The sequence below is a fragment of the Sphingobium sp. genome (genome assembly GCF_036170395.1).
Classification (GTDB): Bacteria; Pseudomonadota; Alphaproteobacteria; order Sphingomonadales; family Sphingomonadaceae; genus Sphingobium.
The window spans coordinates 70,268-86,265 of sequence record NZ_JAVHPD010000029.1 but is presented as its reverse complement, the minus strand read 5'-3'; the positions used below and the strand labels follow the sequence as shown (position 1 = coordinate 86,265).

Annotated in this window: 21 protein-coding genes; 11 read left to right on the top strand and 10 right to left on the bottom strand. The window is 66.5% G+C overall.

Annotated features, from left to right (window positions below):
* Both V2B31_RS09045 and V2B31_RS09040 read left to right on the top strand, forming a co-directional pair.
* On the top strand, positions 1 to 552 hold a 552-nt coding region (locus V2B31_RS09045), incomplete at its 5' end, for an aminotransferase class I/II-fold pyridoxal phosphate-dependent enzyme (protein WP_328277620.1).
* Positions 553 to 557: 5 nt separating this feature from the next.
* A complete protein-coding gene (locus V2B31_RS09040) occupies positions 558 to 1,463 on the top strand; it encodes a prephenate/arogenate dehydrogenase family protein (protein WP_328277618.1) in 906 nt (301 codons plus the stop codon).
* Here the strand turns inward: V2B31_RS09040 and V2B31_RS09035 are convergent.
* The 4 genes from V2B31_RS09035 to ftsE are packed head-to-tail and all read right to left on the bottom strand — an operon-like array spanning position 1,455 to position 4,299.
* Positions 1,455 to 2,153 (bottom strand): lysophospholipid acyltransferase family protein, encoded by a 699-nt coding sequence (locus tag V2B31_RS09035; RefSeq protein WP_328277616.1) that lies wholly within the window; start codon positions 2,151 to 2,153, stop codon positions 1,455 to 1,457. The two genes, V2B31_RS09040 and V2B31_RS09035, sit on opposite strands and share 9 nt — an antisense overlap.
* Positions 2,154 to 2,156: 3 nt before the next feature.
* On the bottom strand, positions 2,157 to 2,687 hold the full coding sequence (locus tag V2B31_RS09030) for a YdcF family protein (protein ID WP_328277614.1): 531 nt from the start codon (positions 2,685 to 2,687) through the stop codon (positions 2,157 to 2,159).
* On the bottom strand, positions 2,684 to 3,589 hold the full coding sequence (locus tag V2B31_RS09025) for a cell division protein FtsX (protein ID WP_328277612.1): 906 nt from the start codon (positions 3,587 to 3,589) through the stop codon (positions 2,684 to 2,686). The genes V2B31_RS09030 and V2B31_RS09025 overlap by 4 nt, the downstream gene beginning before the upstream one ends.
* Entirely contained in the window at positions 3,589 to 4,299 is a 711-nt protein-coding gene (gene ftsE / locus V2B31_RS09020; protein WP_328277608.1) for a cell division ATP-binding protein FtsE, read from the bottom strand. The genes V2B31_RS09025 and ftsE overlap by 1 nt, the downstream gene beginning before the upstream one ends.
* A 168-nt stretch (positions 4,300 to 4,467) precedes the next feature.
* On the opposite strand from ftsE, the gene V2B31_RS09015 reads away from it, so the two are divergent.
* Positions 4,468 to 5,274 (top strand): zinc-ribbon domain-containing protein, encoded by an 807-nt coding sequence (locus V2B31_RS09015; protein WP_328277605.1) that lies wholly within the window; start codon positions 4,468 to 4,470, stop codon positions 5,272 to 5,274.
* A 143-nt stretch (positions 5,275 to 5,417) separates the two neighbouring features.
* Here V2B31_RS09015 and V2B31_RS09010 read toward each other — a convergent pair whose 3' ends face one another.
* Positions 5,418 to 6,323 carry a pirin family protein gene (locus V2B31_RS09010; protein ID WP_328277601.1) on the bottom strand — a complete coding sequence of 302 codons (906 nt, stop codon included), beginning with the start codon at positions 6,321 to 6,323 and terminating at the stop codon, positions 5,418 to 5,420.
* Positions 6,324 to 6,416: 93 nt separating this feature from the next.
* Positions 6,417 to 6,716, bottom strand: a complete 300-nt coding sequence (locus V2B31_RS09005; RefSeq protein WP_328277598.1) for a BolA family protein — start codon at positions 6,714 to 6,716, stop codon at positions 6,417 to 6,419.
* A 44-nt stretch (positions 6,717 to 6,760) separates the two neighbouring features.
* Between V2B31_RS09005 and V2B31_RS09000 the strand changes: the two genes are divergently transcribed.
* The 7 genes from V2B31_RS09000 to V2B31_RS08970 all read left to right on the top strand — a co-directional run bounded on the left by V2B31_RS09000 (position 6,761) and on the right by V2B31_RS08970 (position 11,902).
* Positions 6,761 to 7,378 carry a J domain-containing protein gene (locus tag V2B31_RS09000; RefSeq protein ID WP_328277594.1) on the top strand — a complete coding sequence of 206 codons (618 nt, stop codon included), beginning with the start codon at positions 6,761 to 6,763 and terminating at the stop codon, positions 7,376 to 7,378.
* Positions 7,379 to 7,501: 123 nt separating this feature from the next.
* The gene (cobS, locus tag V2B31_RS08995) at positions 7,502 to 8,509 is read left to right on the top strand and encodes a cobaltochelatase subunit CobS (protein WP_328277592.1); all 1,008 of its coding nucleotides are present in this window, start codon (positions 7,502 to 7,504) and stop codon (positions 8,507 to 8,509) included.
* On the top strand, positions 8,509 to 8,931 hold the full coding sequence (locus V2B31_RS08990; RefSeq protein WP_328277590.1) for an OsmC family protein: 423 nt from the start codon (positions 8,509 to 8,511) through the stop codon (positions 8,929 to 8,931). Before cobS ends, V2B31_RS08990 begins: the two co-directional genes overlap by 1 nt.
* Positions 8,932 to 8,972: 41 nt before the next feature.
* A complete protein-coding gene (locus V2B31_RS08985) occupies positions 8,973 to 9,269 on the top strand; it encodes a nucleotidyltransferase family protein (protein ID WP_328277587.1) in 297 nt (98 codons plus the stop codon).
* Between the two features lie 19 nt (positions 9,270 to 9,288).
* Positions 9,289 to 9,606 carry a HepT-like ribonuclease domain-containing protein gene (locus tag V2B31_RS08980; protein ID WP_328277585.1) on the top strand — a complete coding sequence of 106 codons (318 nt, stop codon included), beginning with the start codon at positions 9,289 to 9,291 and terminating at the stop codon, positions 9,604 to 9,606.
* Positions 9,603 to 11,435: a cobaltochelatase subunit CobT gene (gene cobT, locus V2B31_RS08975; RefSeq protein WP_328277583.1), complete on the top strand. Its 1,833-nt coding sequence runs from the start codon at positions 9,603 to 9,605 to the stop codon at positions 11,433 to 11,435. The genes V2B31_RS08980 and cobT overlap by 4 nt, the downstream gene beginning before the upstream one ends.
* Positions 11,432 to 11,902 carry a GreA/GreB family elongation factor gene (locus V2B31_RS08970; RefSeq protein ID WP_328277581.1) on the top strand — a complete coding sequence of 157 codons (471 nt, stop codon included), beginning with the start codon at positions 11,432 to 11,434 and terminating at the stop codon, positions 11,900 to 11,902. The genes cobT and V2B31_RS08970 overlap by 4 nt, the downstream gene beginning before the upstream one ends.
* A 96-nt stretch (positions 11,903 to 11,998) precedes the next feature.
* On the opposite strand, the gene V2B31_RS08965 is transcribed toward V2B31_RS08970, so the two are convergent.
* From V2B31_RS08965 to V2B31_RS08955, 3 genes are all read right to left on the bottom strand, one after another.
* Positions 11,999 to 12,490, bottom strand: a complete 492-nt coding sequence (locus V2B31_RS08965) for a Dps family protein (RefSeq protein ID WP_328277579.1) — start codon at positions 12,488 to 12,490, stop codon at positions 11,999 to 12,001.
* A gap of 109 nt (positions 12,491 to 12,599) precedes the next feature.
* Positions 12,600 to 13,166: a TMEM165/GDT1 family protein gene (locus tag V2B31_RS08960; RefSeq protein ID WP_328277577.1), complete on the bottom strand. Its 567-nt coding sequence runs from the start codon at positions 13,164 to 13,166 to the stop codon at positions 12,600 to 12,602.
* 11 nt (positions 13,167 to 13,177) lie between these two features.
* Positions 13,178 to 13,498 (bottom strand): hypothetical protein, encoded by a 321-nt coding sequence (locus tag V2B31_RS08955; RefSeq protein WP_328277575.1) that lies wholly within the window; start codon positions 13,496 to 13,498, stop codon positions 13,178 to 13,180.
* A gap of 188 nt (positions 13,499 to 13,686) precedes the next feature.
* Here V2B31_RS08955 and rpmG point away from each other — a divergent pair, with 188 nt between their 5' ends.
* The gene (gene rpmG / locus V2B31_RS08950; protein WP_183956548.1) at positions 13,687 to 13,854 is read left to right on the top strand and encodes a 50S ribosomal protein L33; all 168 of its coding nucleotides are present in this window, start codon (positions 13,687 to 13,689) and stop codon (positions 13,852 to 13,854) included.
* A gap of 169 nt (positions 13,855 to 14,023) precedes the next feature.
* Here rpmG and V2B31_RS08945 read toward each other — a convergent pair whose 3' ends face one another.
* The gene (locus V2B31_RS08945; RefSeq protein WP_328277572.1) at positions 14,024 to 15,889 is read right to left on the bottom strand and encodes a PhoX family protein; all 1,866 of its coding nucleotides are present in this window, start codon (positions 15,887 to 15,889) and stop codon (positions 14,024 to 14,026) included.
* Between the last annotated feature and the right edge of the window lie 109 nt (positions 15,890 to 15,998).

Below are 15,998 nucleotides of genomic sequence, written 5' to 3'. Positions count from 1 at the left end.
CTGTTCGTGCTCGACCAGGCCTATGCCGAATATCTGGACGCGGACGAGGATGATGGCGGTCTGGAGCTAGCAAAAACCGCGTCGAACGTCTTCGTCACCCGCACATTTTCCAAGATTTACGGCCTCGCCGCCGAACGGATCGGCTGGGGCTATGCTTCTTCGGACGTGATCGACATTCTCCACCGCATCCGCGCCCCGTTCAACGTCACCACGGCGGGCCAGGCGGCGGCGATCGCGGCCATCGCCGATACCGACTGGGTCGATCGAAGCCGCAGCCACAATGCGCGGTGGCGCGAATGGCTGGCGGGCGAAGTCGCATCCCTCTCCAACCACGGCCTGCGCGCCGTACCCAGCCGCACCAACTTTCTCCTGATCCTGTTCGACGGCGCGCTGACCGCCGAAGCCGCGATGAAGGGCCTCTGGGACGAAGGCTTCGCCACTCGCTGGCTGCCGGGGCAAGGCTTGCCAAACGGCCTTCGCATCACCATCGGCACCGAGGAACAGACCCGCGCTGTCGCGGCGAAGCTCCGCGCCATGGCGGAAGCGGCCTGAACCCCATGCTCCCCTTCGCCCGTGTCACCATCATCGGCCTCGGCCTCATCGGCTCCTCGCTCTGCCGCGCCATAAGGGCGGAGATGCCGACGGTGCGAGTCACTGGGCATGACGCCGACCCGGCGGTGCGCGAAACGGCGCGCCGCATCGACCTTTGCGACGACATCACCGATACCGCGGGCGCATCGGTCACCGACGCCGATCTCGTCATCCTCTGCGTCCCCGTCCGCGCCATGGGCGCGGCGGCGGCAGAGATCGCCGACGACCTGCCGGCCGACGCGATCATCAGCGATGTCGGATCGTGCAAGGCGGACGTGCTGGCGCAACTCAACGCCGCGCTGCCCGGCCGCACGATCGTCCCGGCGCACCCCGTCGCCGGCACCGAGAATAGCGGCCCCGAAGCCGGCTTCGCCTCCTTGTTCAAGGGCCGCTGGTCGATCATCACCCCGCCCGAGGGCGCCGACCCCGCCGCCGTCGAGCGCGTCGCCGAACTGTGGCGGCGCGTCGGCGCTCAGGTCGATGTCATGGACCCGGCGCATCATGATCTGGTGCTGGCGGTGACGAGCCACCTCCCGCACCTCATCGCCTACACCATCGTCGGCACCGCGAGCGACCTGGAGAATGTGACCCAAAGCGAGGTCATCAAATATTCGGCCGGCGGCTTTCGCGATTTCACCCGTATCGCCGCGTCCGACCCGACCATGTGGCGCGACGTGTTCCTGGCAAACAAGGACGCGGTGCTCGACATGCTCCAGCGCTTTTCGGAAGATCTGTCAGCGCTTCAGCGGGCGATCCGCTGGAATGACGGCGACGCGCTCTTCTCGCTTTTCACCCGCACCCGCGCCATCCGCCGCTCGATCATCGAACAGGGGCAGGACGACGCTAAGCCCGACTTTGGCCGGTCACATTGATGGCGGGTTGAGGGCGTTAATCGCCGCATGGACCTGCGCCTCGGCGAGTTTGCGGTCGAGGCCCGGCGGGATCGTCTCGCCCACCTTGTAGGTGATGGTGCCGGCGCGCTTGAGGAACCGCCCGCGCGGCGAGACCCGCCCGCTGTCCACCGCGACCGGGACGACCGGCAGGCCGAGCAGGCTGTAAAGTCCAGCGAACCCGGCCTTGAGCGGCGGGCGCTCGCCATGGGGCACGCGGGTGCCTTCGGGGAAGAGGCAGACCGCCCGGCCCTGCGCCGTCGCCGCCCTGGCCGCCGCCCGCAGCGCCCGCAGCGCCGACGCCCCGGCGCTGCGCTCGATGGGGATGAGGCCATAGAGCCGGGCGATTCGCCCCCAGAGCGGAATGTCGAGCAGCTCCCGCTTCGCCCCGATCGCCGGCTTGTCGAGCAGGCAGAGCAGGTCGATCGTCTCGAACATGGATTCATGCTTGAGGATGTAGAGATACGGCCCCTGCGGCAAATCCCCCTCCACCACCACCCGCTGGCTGAGGATGACATGCGCGCAGGCGCGATGGAACCGGCTCCACCCCGTCGCCACATCCTTGACCCTACTAGGGACGATCCAGGCCATCAGCAGCGCCCAGAGAACGAAGAAAAGGCTCCCGCCATAGAAGACCAGCATGAACAGCAAGGATCGAACGGCCGTCCCCATGGCTCAAATCCCGATCAGCGCCGCTATCCGCCGCAGCAGATATTTATTATATTCCCGCAACAGCATCGTCAGGCTCGGCCGGCTCGGCACCGCGTCATAGACGATGCTGACCCGCCCCGGCAGCGCCTGATGCAGTTCCAGCGCGGCGCGGCGCATATGCCAATCGGTGGTGATGAGGCGCACCGTCTGATAGTCCCGCCGCTCCAGCCAGCGCGCCGTCTCCAGCGCATTGGACCGCGTATCGATCGCCTCCCGCCCCAGCGTAATGCAGCAAGCGAACAGCCGCTCCGGCGCTTTATATTGCGCCGCCAGTTCCACCGGACGGACCGAGCGATCGACCCCGGAAATCAGCATCCGCTTGGCCGCCCCCTGCTCCAGCAGCGCAAGCCCCCGGTCGATCCGCCCCGCTCCGCCGGTCAGCACGACGATGGCATCGGTCGGCCGCCCGTCGAGCGGCTGCGGCAGGAATATGGCGAACCAGACGAAGCCCGCCAGCCAGGCGAGCAACGTCACGGCGGCAAGGCGGACGATCACAGCGCCCGCCCCAGCGCCCGCAGCACCGTCCAGCGCGCCGTCAGCGTGGCGAGCAGCACGCCCAGCACTGGCAGAAGCGCCAGCAGCGCCCAGCCGCGTCCATCCAGCGTCACGGCGCCCAGCATGTCCGATCCAGCGGCCGAGAGCCGCAGTCCGATCAGCAGGATGACCAGCACGGCGAAGGCGAAGCCCAGCGCCGCGCCGGCGAGCGCGTCGAGGCCGATGCGGCGCTGGAACAGGCGAGCGATCTGCACGTCGGTCGATCCCATGAGGTGCAGCACCTCGATCGTGCCGCGATGGCTGTCATGCGCGCCGCGCGCCGCCAGAACCACCACCGCGCCGGTCGCCAGCGCCATCAGCGCCACTATCGCTGCCGCAAGCCAGCCGAGCGCGGTCAGCAACCCGGCAAGCGGCAGCAGGAAGGCAGCGTGCGGCTCGACCCGCAGCTTGGGCGACAAGCGCGCGAGCGCGCGCCCGACCCGTGCGAGCTTCATGTCGCTGTCGCCGGGCGTCAGCGCTACGTCGATCAGCGCCGGGATCGGCAGGTCGCCATTGGTCGCGGCATCGCCCAGCCAGGGGCGCAGCTGCTCCGTCAGCGCAGCCGGATCGACCGGCACGGCGGCGGTCACCCCATCCGTGCGGCGCAGCAGCGCCAGAGCGTCGGCCGCCAGCCGCACCCGCGTTTCCGGGTCCGCCTCCACCACCTGTACGCTCGCCCGACCGGCAAGGTCGGCGCTCATCGATCGGACCGCCGCGCCCAGGCCCAAGCCTGCCGCCGCCGCGAGCACCGTCAGGAACATCATGATCGCGATGATCCACGGCATCGGCCCGGCGAAGCGTCCGCCGGGCAACAGCCGGTTGCGCGCCGCGCCCGCCGCCTTGCGATCGATGCGGCCGGCCATCAGGTCCGTTCCTGCGGACGGGGCGGGAAGCGTAGCGATCCGGTGGGGTCGGCAAGCCGCCCCTTGTCCAGCCGCATCATCTGCGCGCTCTTCACCTGGCCGATCAGCGGCAGGTCGTGCGTGGCGACCACGATGGTGGTGCCCAGCCGATTGAGCGCCTCGAACAGAGTCATCAGCCGGCGCGCCATGTCGGCGTCGACATTGCCGGTCGGCTCGTCGGCCACCAATATTTCCGGCCGGCCGATCACCGCGCGCGCGATGGCGACGCGCTGCTGCTCCCCGCCCGAAAGAGTCGCGGGACGCGCCTGGCCGCGATCGCCCAGCCCCACCCAGTCGAGCATCTCCGCGACCGGCGCGTCGATCTCCCCCTCCTGGATGCCCGCGACCCGCAGCGGCAGCGCGATATTGTCATAGGCGGACAGGTGCGGCACCAGCCGGAAATCCTGAAACACGACGCCGATGCGGCGGCGAAAGCCCGGAAGCCGTTTGCGAGGAAGTGTCACGACATCCTCCCCGAACAGCCGGATGACGCCCCGGCTGGGACGCTGGGCGAGGTAGAGGAGCTTGAGCAGCGAGGTCTTGCCCGCGCCCGACGCGCCGGTCAGGAAGTAAAAGCCGCCGCTCGCCAGCGAGAAGCTGACGTCCGAGAGAGTCTCGCTGTCCAGACCATAGCGCAGGCCGACATTTTCGAACTGGACGATGGCCGACATAGGTTGGAAAATGGCGCCTCCGCGCTCCCTGCATCCCCGATCCGCCAGCCATGGCACAGGCGGCGTGCCGCCGTAAAGCCCGCGCCGCGCGATCCCGCGAGTCGCGCCGCGTCGCAAGGACGATTGTTGCCGCTTGCGCGCGAGTCCATGCCGTGCCTATGAAGCGTCATGATCCTGGTGTGCCCAAACTGCGCGACGCGCTATGTCGTCCCGGACAGCGCCGTAGGCCAGAATGGCCGCCAGGTCCGCTGCGCCGCCTGCCGGCATAGCTGGTTCCAGGAGCCCCCGATCTTGCCGCCCCGCGACGTGGCCACAGCGCCAGCGCTGGCGACCGTTGCCGCCGAACCGGCGCCGCCCATCGCGCCGTCCCCGCCTCCACCGGTCGAGCCGGTTGCGCCAGCGCCCGCACCTTTCGCGGATGCGCCGGCAGCGGAAGCGGAACCCGCGGTCGCCGCCGCTTCCGACGACAACCGGTTCGACGATATCTATGCCGGTGCTCCGGCAAGCGATGCGGAGGTGGACGACTTTGCCCCGGCTCCAGCCACGAAGCCGCGCCGCAATCCGCTCAAGCTATGGACCTATGCGGCGGCGGCCTTTTTCCTGGTCGTCGCGGCGGCCGGTGGCGCGCTCTATTATTTCGGCGCGCCGAACTGGATGGTGGCGATGGGGATTGTGCCGGAAGAAGGCGATCCCGACCTGCTCTTCTACCTCTCCAAGCCCGCCGAACGCCGCAAGCTACCGACCGGCGAGGAATATTTCGCCTTTGGCGCGCGCATCGTGAACAGCGGGGCGCAGGCGCTGCCGGTGCCGCCGGTGCTGGTGCAACTGCGCGACCGGCAGAACCGGCTGGTCTTCAGCTGGACGACGAAGGCCGACAAGAGCCGGCTGAAGCCCGGCGAGGAAGCGTCGATCAACGAGAGCCGGATCGACATCCCCAGGAATGCCGAAAATCTTTCGCTGACCTTCGTCCAGTAGCGGAACCTCCGTCCGCTTCGAGCCTGTCGAGAAGCAGCAAGCGCGACGTTTGAGGTTCTCGACGTGCCTGTCCTGAGCGGCTGCTGCAGGCAGCCAGCCGAAGGGCTCGAACCGAACGGATGTGGGAGTTTCCCTCTTGTCCGTCAGGGGTAGCTGACGGTCTTGGGCCGGCCTTGCGGGATCGGGATATATTCCTGATCGTCGCCGGGGATCAGCGGAAAGCGCAGCGCTTCCCAATCCTCGCGCGCCTGCATCAGCCGGTCGGGACGGGAGGAGACGAAATTCCACCAGACATGGCGCGGCGAGGTAAAGGCCTCGCCGCCGCACAGCACGATCCGCCCGCCGTCCAGGCTCGACAGCGTCGCTGACGTGCCGGGGCGCAGGACGTAGAGCGTCTGCGGGGTCAGCATCAGCCCGTCCAGCATCGCGTCGCCGCCCGAGACATAGAGCGCGCGCTCGTCTGCCGAGGCGTCGATGGCGATGCGACCGCCAGGCGTCATTTGGATGTCGGCATAGATGGTGTGGGCGTAGGTCGTGACCGGCGATGTCTCACCCCAGAGCGATCCCATGATGACCCGCGCCCGCGCGCCGCCACCCTCGATCTCCGGCAGCGCGTTGGCCGCGACATGCTCGAAGGCGGGGTCCATCTCCTCGATGGCGTCGGGCAGCGCCAGCCAGGTCTGGATCGCCGAGAGCTTCGACGCCTTCACCCGGTCTTCGTCGGGCGAGCGCTCCGAATGGACGATGCCCTTGCCGGCGGTCATCAGGTTGACTGCGCCCGGCTCGATCAGCTGCTGCGTGCCGAGCGAGTCCCGGTGCAGGAACGCGCCCTCATACATATAGGTGACGGTGGAGAGGTTGATATGCGGGTGCGGGCGCACGTCGATCCCCTGCCCCGGCCCGATCTGCGCCGGCCCGGCCTGGTCGAAGAAGATGAACGGGCCGACCATGGTGCGGCCCTTCACCGGGAGCGAGCGATGCACCTTGAAGTCGCCCAGGTCGTGGGTGGTGGGCGTGACGGTCTGGATGATGAGGTCGTCGAGGGTCATGGCGCGTCCAGTTCGGGATGGTGCCTGTTCGGCGACGGGCGGCCGCCAATGGCTGGTCAGATCGTCATGCAATTCGTGTCGGGCTGCAAGCCCTCATGCCTCGCCGGGCGCGCGCGCCTTGATGGCGAGGGCGTGGACCTTCTCGCGCAGCAGGTCGGCAAGCGCGGCGTTCACCATCCGCTGCCGCGCGACGCGGCTCTGGCCGATGAAGCGGCTGGATGTGATGTCCACGGTGAAATGGCTTTCGCCCGATCCATCATGGCCGGCATGGCCGCGATGCTTCTCGCTGTCGTCGATGACGGCGAGCTGTTCGGGCGACAGGGCCGCGCGCAGGCGGGCTTCGATTTCAGTGGCGATTGGCCCCGCCTTTGGGCCTTTGAGGTCTGCGGTCATGGCCCCTATATAGGCGCTTTACCGTTTCTTGCATCAGGCCCGTCTTGTCCACCGACCCTTTTTCGACCCGCCGCTTCAACCGCTTCCATGGCCGCGTGGAAAGCGACCGCCCCTGCGCGGTGGAGGGCTGTCCCGAGCCGGGCGAGTTTCGCGCTCCGCCGCTGGAGGGCGGCCCCGCCCATCAGGAAGGTCCACGCTGGCGCTGGCTCTGCCTCGACCATGTGCGCGAATTCAATCAGGGCTATAATTTCTTCACCGGCATGAGCCCGGAGGAGATCGCCGCCGCCCAGCGCCCCTATGCCGGCTGGGAGCGGGAAACGCGCGCCTTCTCCTCCAACGCGACCAGCCCGCCGCCCAAATGGTCGGACTTTGCCGATCCGCTCGACGCGATCGGCGCGAAGTTCCGCGAGCGGGTGGCGAAGGCGCGCGAGGCGAACCAGATGCGGCAGGACGGCAAATTCCTGTCGGGCGAGGACCGCAAGCAGCTTGCCGTCATGGGCCTCACCATCGACGCCGACCGCAAGGCGCTGCGGACCCGCTACACCGAATTGCTGCGCCGCTATCACCCCGATCATAATGGCGGCGACCGCAGCCATGAGGGCGCGTTGCAGGATGTGATCGAGGCCTATGGACACCTCCGCAAGGCAGCGGCCTTCGCCTGACGAGCAGGCCAATTCGTCCCAACGGGCGGCTTGATCCCCCGGCGCGAAGGCCCCACTCTATCGACAGTCCCTGAAAGGATCGGATAGGGGCATTGAGAAGACTCGCAGAAAGATGACCGCCTGATGACCGACATTTCCAACGTCCAGCCTGACGCCCGCGCCGACACGCTGCTCGACGCGCCCGACCGCGAGGTGGACGCGCGCGACGTGTTCGGCGTCGATGTCGATATGAAGATCCCGGCCTTTTCCCAGGCGGACGAGCGGGTGCCGGACATCGATCCTGCCTATGTGTTCGATCCCGACACGACGCTCGCGATCCTTGCGGGCTTCGCCTTCAACCGGCGCGTCATGGTGCAGGGCTATCACGGCACCGGCAAGTCGAGCCATATCGAGCAGGTCGCCGCGCGCCTCAAATGGCCGTGCATCCGCATCAACCTGGACGCGCATATCAGCCGCATCGACCTGGTCGGCCGCGACGCCATCGTGCTCAAGGACGGGCAGCAGGTGACCGAGTTCCGCGAGGGGCTGCTGCCCTGGTCGCTCCAGCGCCCGGTCGCTTTGGTGTTCGACGAATATGATGCGGGGCGGCCCGATGTCATGTTCGTGATCCAGCGCGTGCTGGAAACAGACGGCAAGATGACTTTGCTCGATCAGAACCGGGTGATCCGCCCCAATCCCTATTTTCGCCTGTTTGCGACCGCCAATACCGTGGGCCTGGGCGATACGACCGGCCTCTATCATGGCACCCAGCAGATCAACCAGGGCCAGATGGACCGGTGGAACCTCGTTGTGGCGCTCAATTACCTCCCTGCCGCGACCGAGGCGCAGGTGGTGCTGGCGAAGTCCGGCGAGTACGATCATGAGGGCGGCCGCAAGGAAGTCGAGAATATGATTAAGGTCGCCGAACTGACGCGGCAGGGCTTCGTCAATGGCGACATTTCGACGGTCATGAGCCCCCGTACGGTCATCAGCTGGGCGCAGAATGCGCTCATCTTCAAGAATGTCGGCTTCGCCTTCCGCTTGTCCTTCCTCAACAAATGCGACGAGGCGGAACGGGCGCTGGTCGCCGAATATTATCAGCGCGTGTTCGGGAAGGATTTGCCCGAGAGCGTAGCGCACAGGGTCGCGTGATGATCGTCGTCGAGCGGATTGATCCCACCGGCGGCACAGCGCACCGGATCAGCATCCGGGGGCATGAGATCGTCGCGGACATGTCCGCGCCCGATGGGCATGACGCCGGGCCGGACCCGCACGATCTCTACGATTCGGCGCTGGGGGCGTGCAAGGCGATGACAATGCTCTGGTATGCGCAGCGCAACGCCATTCCGGTGGAGGACATCCATGTAGGCGTGGTGCGCGACGCCAGCCGGGAGCGGCAGGGCATCTACAAGCTGACGACGCGGATCGCCGTCAGTGGCCCGCTGACCGACGAACAGCATGAGAAACTGATCGCCGTCGCCGCCAAATGCCCGGTCCACAAGCTGATGAGCGAGGTCGAGACGCAGATCGAAACCATCGCCGTGCCGCGCGTTGCGGACCCGGAGGGCCGGTGACGCTCTGGCCCGGCCGGAGCGATTGCCTTATACCGGAGGCCATGGACAAAGACACCGCCATCGCCCGCCTCAAGGCCAAGGAAGCCGAACTGCGCGCGATGGGCGTGGTAAGCCTGTCGCTGTTCGGATCGACCGCGCGCGGCGACCAGCGGCCGGATTCGGACGTGGATGTGGCGGTGCGCTTTGACGAGGCCGCTAAAATGGACCTCTTCCGTTTCGCCGCCATGTCTTCTTGGCTCAAGGACTGGATGGCCGTGCCGGTCGATATTGTCAGCGAACCCGCTCGCAAGGCGCGGTTCCAGGCAGAAATAGACAGGGATCGCGTCCATGTCTTCTAGAAAGGAACTGCTGCGGCTGATGGACATCATCGAAAATGCCGACGCGGTCGCCAGCTATATTGATGGCATAAACTATGAGGCGTTTTGTGCAGATCGCAAGACCATCGATGCGTCCGAACGGTGTCTGCAACGCATCACCGAAGCTGTCATCAAAATCGGCAAGGAGCGCATGGCGCAAATTATGCCAGCCTTGGACGCCAACTCCGTGCGAGGCATGGGGAACGCCTTGCGGCATGAATATGATGTGATCGACCTGCGCATCATCTACAACACGATTGTGGAGAGATTGCCTCTGCTTCGCGCCGCCTGCGCGGCCGCGCTGGAGGGGCGCGCATGAACGAACGCTCTCCCCTCGATGCGTTCAAGGATGTGCTGTCCGGGGCGGCGCGCGCGATCACCCGCGACGCGGAGGTGGAGGTGGGCTTCACCGCCGACACGCCGCACGCCGCGGGCAAGGCGATCAAGGTGCCGACGCCCGGCCGCGCGCTGCCCGCCGATCAGGTGGCGCTGGCGCGCGGCTTCGCGGATGCTTCGGCGCTGAAGCTGCGGCACCATAATGCGAAGGTCCATGCCGCCTCCGCGCCCGGCGAGGCCGTGGCGCGCGCGGTGTTCGACGCGGTCGAGCAGGCGCGGGTGGAAGCGATCGGGTCGCGATCAATGGCGGGCGTCCGTGCCAACCTCAACCATGCGCTCGACCTGCGGCTGAAGTCCGACGCGATCCGCCGCGCCCGTGCTGCGGACGAGGTGCCGCTGTCCACCGCGCTGGCGCTCAAGGTGCGCGAGCGGCTGACCGGGCAGGCGATTCCGAAGGACGCGGCGGCGGGGGTCGCCATGGTCGATCAGTGGATCGAGGACAAGGCGGGCGGCGACCTCGACTCGCTAATGCTCGCCATCGACGACCAGCGCGCCTTCCAGAAGCTCACCACCGCGATGCTGGAGCATCTCCAGCTGATCGATGCCGACCTGCCGCCCGACACCGACGAGCCGGAGTCGCAGGATGAGGGCGAGGACGAGGAGGACAGCCAAGAAGAGGGCGAAAGCGGCCAGGACGAAACCGGCGACAGCGACATGAACGCCGAAACGCGCGCCGAGGACCAAGGCGGCGACACCGAGGAGGGCGAGACCGAGTATAGCGACGAGTTTGACGCCGACAGCGACGAAGGCGCGGACGATATGGGCGAGGAAGGCATGATGCCGGTCCGCCCCAATCGCCCCATGTCCGACCTGCCGCCCGGCTTCGACTATAAGGCCTATACGACCAAGTTCGACGAAGTGGTCAGCCCGGATGAACTTTGCGACGAGGATGAGCTGGCGCGGCTGCGCGGTTTTCTTGACCAGCAACTCGTCAGCCTTCAGGGCGCGGTGACGAAGCTCGCCAACCGGCTCCAGCGCCGGCTGATGGCGCAGCAGTCGCGATCCTGGGACTTCGATCAGGAGGAAGGGCTGCTCGACGCTGCGCGGCTGGCGCGGATCGTGATCGATCCCACGCGGTCGCTGTCTTACAAGATCGAGCGGGACACCGAGTTTCGCGATACGGTCGTGACGCTGCTTATCGACAATTCGGGCTCGATGCGCGGGCGGCCGATCAGCATTGCGGCGATCAGCGCCGACATCATGGCGCGCACGCTGGAGCGCTGCGGCGTCAAGACCGAAATTTTGGGCTTCACCACGCGGGCGTGGAAGGGGGGCCAAGCGCGCGAGGAATGGCTCGCCGCCGGGCGGCCGCCGATGCCGGGGCGTTTGAACGACCTGCGCCACATCGTCTACAAGAAGGCCGACGATCCATGGCGGCGGGCGCGCAAGAATCTGGGCCTCATGATGCGCGAGGGGCTGCTCAAGGAGAATATCGACGGCGAGGCGCTGCTGTGGGCGCACGCGCGGCTGATCGCGCGGCCGGAGGAGCGGCGCATCCTGATGGTCATTTCCGACGGCGCGCCGGTGGATGACTCGACGCTCTCCGTCAATAGCGGCACCTATCTGGAGCGGCATTTGCGGCAGGTGATCGAATGGATCGAGAACCGGTCGCCGGTGCAGTTGGTGGCGATCGGCATCGGCCATGATGTGACGCGATACTATCGTCGCGCCGTGACGATCATGGACGCGGAACAGCTTGGCGGCACGATGGTCGAGCAGCTGGCTGGGCTGTTCGATGAGGATGCGAAGTGAGCGTCGCCTTTCGTCGTGAGAGCGACGATGAGCATATGGAGCCGAAGTTCGAGCTGCCGATTCCGCCCGGCCCGAACTGGGTGACGGCGCGGGGTTTGCGGCTGACGCGCGAACAGGTTGAAGCGCTGGAGGCGATCGACGCCGCAGCGATGGAAGACGAGGCGGCGAAGAAGCATAAGCGGCTGCTGCGCTACTGGCGCACGCGGCTGGCTACGGCCGAGTTGCGGCCGGCGCCCGATGGTGAGGCGGTGGCGTTCGGGACGCGGGTGACCTATCGACCGAACGGGCAGGAGAAGGCCGTGACGATCGTCGGCGACGACGAGGCGGACCCGCATGACGGGCGGATCAGCTTCACCTCGCCGCTCGCGCGCGCGATGATGGATGCGGAGCCTGGCGAACGGGTGGATTTTGGCGGGAAGGCTGAGGCGGTGGAGATCGTCGGGATCGAGGCGGTGGACGAAAACTAATCCTCCTCCGTTCGGTTCGAGCTTGTCGAGAACGGTTCTCGACCGACGCTTCTCGACTTTGCTCGAAGCTGCTCGAACCGAACGGAGGTTGTGCTTTTACGCCCCGCGCGCGGCCTCGAACAGGAACCAGGCGCGCTGTTCGGCCTGGTCGGTCCAGTCGTCCACAATGCCCTCGGTCGCGTTGTCGCCGGCTTCGGTCGCGGCGGCCTTTACCGCGCGGAAGGTTTCGACCAGCGCCAGATTATCGTCGCGCAGTTCCTTCAGCATATCGGCCGGGCTGACGAAATCGGCGTCATTGTCCTTGACGCTCTGGCGCCGGGCGATGTCGCCGATCGAGCGCAGCGTGGTGTTGCCGGTCTTGCGGACGCGCTCGGCTATCAGGTCGGTGGTCGCGAGTATCTCGGTCGCCTGCTCGTCGAACATCAGATGATAGTCGCGGAAATGCGGGCCGGAGACGTGCCAGTGGAAATTCTTGGTCTTGAGGTACAGCGCGTAACTGTCCGCCAGCGCGCCGTTCAGCGCCTCGGCGACGGTGCGAGTGGCGTTACTCTTGAGGTCAGTGGGCGTTTTGAGATCGGGAGCGGTCATGGAATCCTCCGGCTTGGGGAAACTGGTTTCGCACATATAATGATCGTCACCGCAATCGGTGCCCGATTTTTTTGCCGAGATTAGCGATCAGCCTGATCCAGCCGGTCGATCAGACGAGACCCGTTGCGCTGAGCGCCATGATGGCACCCGCCAGCAGCATGAGAGCGCCGCTGCCCCAGCGGATCGCGCGGAGCGGGAGCATGGCGAGGAGTTGCTGCCGGAGCAGCACGACAGGCACCAGCGCGACGATGACGCCGATCGCGCCGCCAATGCCGGCCAGCGCCGGATCGGCGGTGCGGGTGGCGATGCCCAGGATCAGAAACTGCGGTCCGTCGCCAAATCCCAGGATGAAGAGGCCGAGCGCGGTGGTGAGGAAAGCGCCGGTCGGCCAGCCATCGAGCGTATCGGGCGGCGACACGCGCCAGAGCAGGCCAGCGCCGAGGAACAGGATGGAGAGCGCCATGAACAATAGCCGCGCGTCAGACCCCATCATCGGCCCGATCCACGCGCCGGCGACGGCGGAGATGGCGGCATTGGCGATGGCGGCGACGATGATCCCGGCGATAATCGCGCCGTCGCGCTCATAGCGGGCGGCAAGCGCCAGCACGAGAAGCTGGCTCTTGTCTCCCACTTCGCCGAGCAGGCAGCCGAGCAGCGCGATCAGCAGAGCGTCCATGCCAGCGCCGATCAGGCGCGGAGCGAGACGACCGGGGCCGAACGCGGGATCAGGGGCAGGATCGAGGCAGCGGGCATGTCGGCGGCGATCGCGTCGCGCATCCGGTCGAGATAGGAGAGGACGACCGCGCCCAGGCCATGGAGCGACAGCGCCGATTCGAGCGTGCCGGCCAGCCCTTCGACATCGTGCAGCCGGAAAGCGCGGGCGATGTGGCGGATCTGGTCGACTTCGTCATGGAGGCGCGCGACGGAGACATGGCCCCGCTCCCCGGCGAGCCCATCGACGCGGCGCAGCAGGTCCGCCAATATCGCCAGTCTTGGGTCATGTCGCATGGGAAAGCCTCCATTCCCGTAAGCCTTGATCCTAAGCCAAAGGAGGTTAAGAGCGCGTAAAGCCTAGCCTGCTGGTCGCTCCGCCTTGACAGGGCCGCGAATCTGGCCCATGGGCGGCGGCTGAAACGGGGCGGTCCGGGTTGGGCCGCTCTTCTTTTTTCGCAAGTCAAAGACCAGGGAATAGGGCCATGGCCAAGCCGGCAACCGTCAAGATCCGTCTCGTCAGCACGGCTGACACTGGCTTCTTCTACGTCACCAAGAAGAATCCGCGCACCAAGACCGAGAAGCTGAGCTTCCGCAAGTACGACCCGGTCGCGCGCAAGCATGTCGAGTTCAAGGAAGCCAAGATCAAGTAAGCCGATGCGGGCTACGCGCCCGCGCGCCTGATAGGCAACCGATACGCAAAAGGCCCGCCCCGATGAGGGAGCGGGCCTTTTGCCGTTGCGGATGGGCTAGCCGGACAAAGGAGGGGCACCGCTGACGAAAGCCCCTCCCAACCGGGAGGGGCTTTCTGGATCGGTGAACTTAGGCGCCGACCGGCTTGGCGTCGGTGCGGCGCACGACGATGGTCGAGGAGCGCGGCTGCTGCCCCGCGATCGGCCAGTTTGCGGTCGGATGCTGGATGTTGATGAAGAAGTTGGTGAGGTCCGGCGTATAGGTGAGGCCGGTGATCTCGCAGCCTTCCGGGCCAACCAGGAAGCGCATCGACTTCTTGGTCGTCTGGTCGATGTAGAACATCGCATTATGGCCGAAAATCTGCTCGATCGACCGCGCCGGATCGCCCGAATTGCCGGGGATCGAGTGGTCGGTCTGGACCCACAGGCGCCCCTTGGGATCGATGCGGATGCCGTCGGGGCTGGAGAAGGTGTCGCCGTTGATATTGCCTTCCAGATCGTCGGTCGCCGCGCCGAAGCTCGCCAGGCTGGGATCGCCCGCCAGCAGGAAGATTTCCCAGGTGAATTTCGTCGCGAGCGGCGAATTCCCCTCTTCCTTGAACTTGATGATGTGGCCGTGGCGGTTGGTGGTGCGCGGGTTGGCGGCGTCGGTGACGCGGCGGCCGCTATTGTTGGTGAGGGTCACGAAGATCGCGCTGTTGTCGGGCGCGACCGTGATCCATTCCGGCCGATCCATGACGGTGCCGCCGGCGACGCGGGCCGCCGAGATGCAGTTGATGACGACGTCCGCCTGGTTGTTGAAGTTGACGGTCGCGGGCGTCTGCGGCCCCTGGCTGACATTGCCGGGGTCGGTCGCGCCGAGCGTCAGGCCGTTCTGGCCCTGAACGAGCGCGCGCCATTCGCCGGTGCCGTCGCCGTTGAAGCGGGCGACATAGAGAGTGCCGCGGTCCAGCATGTCGCGGTTGGCGGCGCGGTTGGTGCTGCTGAAGGCGCGATCGCACACGAATTTGTAGATGCAGCCCGGCGTGCCGTCATGGCCCATGTAGAAGGCGACGCGGCTGTTGCTGTCGGCCATATAGGCGGTGTTTTCATGGTCGAAGCGGCCGAGCGCGGTGCGCTTGGTCGGCACGTCGAGTTCCTGATAGGGGTCGATTTCGACCACCCAGCCATAATCTTCGTCGGGCTGGGTCGGATCGAGATAATTGTCGGTCGACTCCTCGCAGGTGAGATAGGTGCCCCAGGGGGTCGTGCCCGAGGCGCAATTGTTCAGCATCCCCTTGATGGTCGGCGACAGCAGGCCCGACGCCGGGCCGCTCGCCTTGTAGCTGCTGTTGCCGGTGTAGCGCTTGTTGAAGCGCGAGCCCGATTTGACCGACCATTTGCCGTCCGACGCCTTGGCGACCTCAACCACGCCGATGCCGACCGCCGACAGGGCAATCGCCTTCTGGTCGGCCGTCGCGGTCGCCGGATTGTAGGTGCCGGACATCAGGATGTTGAAGTCGGGATATTCAAAGTTGATCGCCAGCAGGCCGCCGCTGTTGGGATCGGTGCCGGACAGTTCGAAAAACTCCATGCCGTCATGGTTGCCGCCAGCCCATTTCTCGGCCTCGGCAGGGGTCGGGAAGCTGCCCGAATAGGGCGTGCCCGGTTCGATCGAATCGCCGGCCTTCAGCAGCACGTCGACGGTATAGCCGGTCGGCACGGTGACCGTGTCGTTGAGGTTGGCGGCGACCGGCGCGAAGCTGATCGTGTAGCTCGGAGTCGGGGTCGGCGTTGGCGTGGGGGTCGGCGTCGGGCTGCTCGAATCGTCATCATCGTCGCAGGCGGCCAGCGTGCCGAGCATCGGCAGGATCGACAGGCCGAGAAGCCCGTTCTTCAGCACGGTGCGGCGGGCCGGGTTAGCCGCGACGATCGCTTCCAGACTGTTGTCGCCCATGTCGATGGTCGGCAGCGCGTCGCGGGAGGACGCACGCGCCTCGTCGGTCAGATGAGACATATTATACCCCTATGGTTCAGGCTGTCGGCGGGAGGCCGCGCCTTGGCGCACGGCGGGGAGGCAGAGTGGGGTGACGCAATCGCTGCTGATCCATGGCAGAGCGATGAAT

Excerpts from the sequence above, each read along its gene's own strand:
- V2B31_RS08990 (WP_328277590.1), top strand. The coding sequence starts at position 8,509 with ATGATCGTCGTCGAGCGGATTGATCCCACCGGCGGCACAGCGCACCGG.
- V2B31_RS09040 (WP_328277618.1), top strand. The coding sequence starts at position 558 with ATGCTCCCCTTCGCCCGTGTCACCATCATCGGCCTCGGCCTCATCGGC.
- V2B31_RS08955 (WP_328277575.1), bottom strand. The coding sequence starts at position 13,498 with ATGCGACATGACCCAAGACTGGCGATATTGGCGGACCTGCTGCGCCGC.
- rpmG (WP_183956548.1), top strand. The coding sequence starts at position 13,687 with ATGGCCAAGCCGGCAACCGTCAAGATCCGTCTCGTCAGCACGGCTGAC.
- V2B31_RS08980 (WP_328277585.1), top strand. The coding sequence starts at position 9,289 with ATGGACATCATCGAAAATGCCGACGCGGTCGCCAGCTATATTGATGGC.
- V2B31_RS08945 (WP_328277572.1), bottom strand. The coding sequence starts at position 15,889 with ATGTCTCATCTGACCGACGAGGCGCGTGCGTCCTCCCGCGACGCGCTG.
- ftsE (WP_328277608.1), bottom strand. The coding sequence starts at position 4,299 with ATGTCGGCCATCGTCCAGTTCGAAAATGTCGGCCTGCGCTATGGTCTG.
- V2B31_RS08965 (WP_328277579.1), bottom strand. The coding sequence starts at position 12,490 with ATGACCGCTCCCGATCTCAAAACGCCCACTGACCTCAAGAGTAACGCC.
- cobS (WP_328277592.1), top strand. The coding sequence starts at position 7,502 with ATGACCGACATTTCCAACGTCCAGCCTGACGCCCGCGCCGACACGCTG.
- V2B31_RS09010 (WP_328277601.1), bottom strand. The coding sequence starts at position 6,323 with ATGACCCTCGACGACCTCATCATCCAGACCGTCACGCCCACCACCCAC.
- V2B31_RS09025 (WP_328277612.1), bottom strand. The coding sequence starts at position 3,589 with ATGGCCGGCCGCATCGATCGCAAGGCGGCGGGCGCGGCGCGCAACCGG.
- V2B31_RS09035 (WP_328277616.1), bottom strand. The coding sequence starts at position 2,153 with ATGGGGACGGCCGTTCGATCCTTGCTGTTCATGCTGGTCTTCTATGGC.
- cobT (WP_328277583.1), top strand. The coding sequence starts at position 9,603 with ATGAACGAACGCTCTCCCCTCGATGCGTTCAAGGATGTGCTGTCCGGG.
- V2B31_RS08960 (WP_328277577.1), bottom strand. The coding sequence starts at position 13,166 with ATGGACGCTCTGCTGATCGCGCTGCTCGGCTGCCTGCTCGGCGAAGTG.
- V2B31_RS09005 (WP_328277598.1), bottom strand. The coding sequence starts at position 6,716 with ATGACCGCAGACCTCAAAGGCCCAAAGGCGGGGCCAATCGCCACTGAA.
- V2B31_RS09015 (WP_328277605.1), top strand. The coding sequence starts at position 4,468 with ATGATCCTGGTGTGCCCAAACTGCGCGACGCGCTATGTCGTCCCGGAC.
- V2B31_RS08985 (WP_328277587.1), top strand. The coding sequence starts at position 8,973 with ATGGACAAAGACACCGCCATCGCCCGCCTCAAGGCCAAGGAAGCCGAA.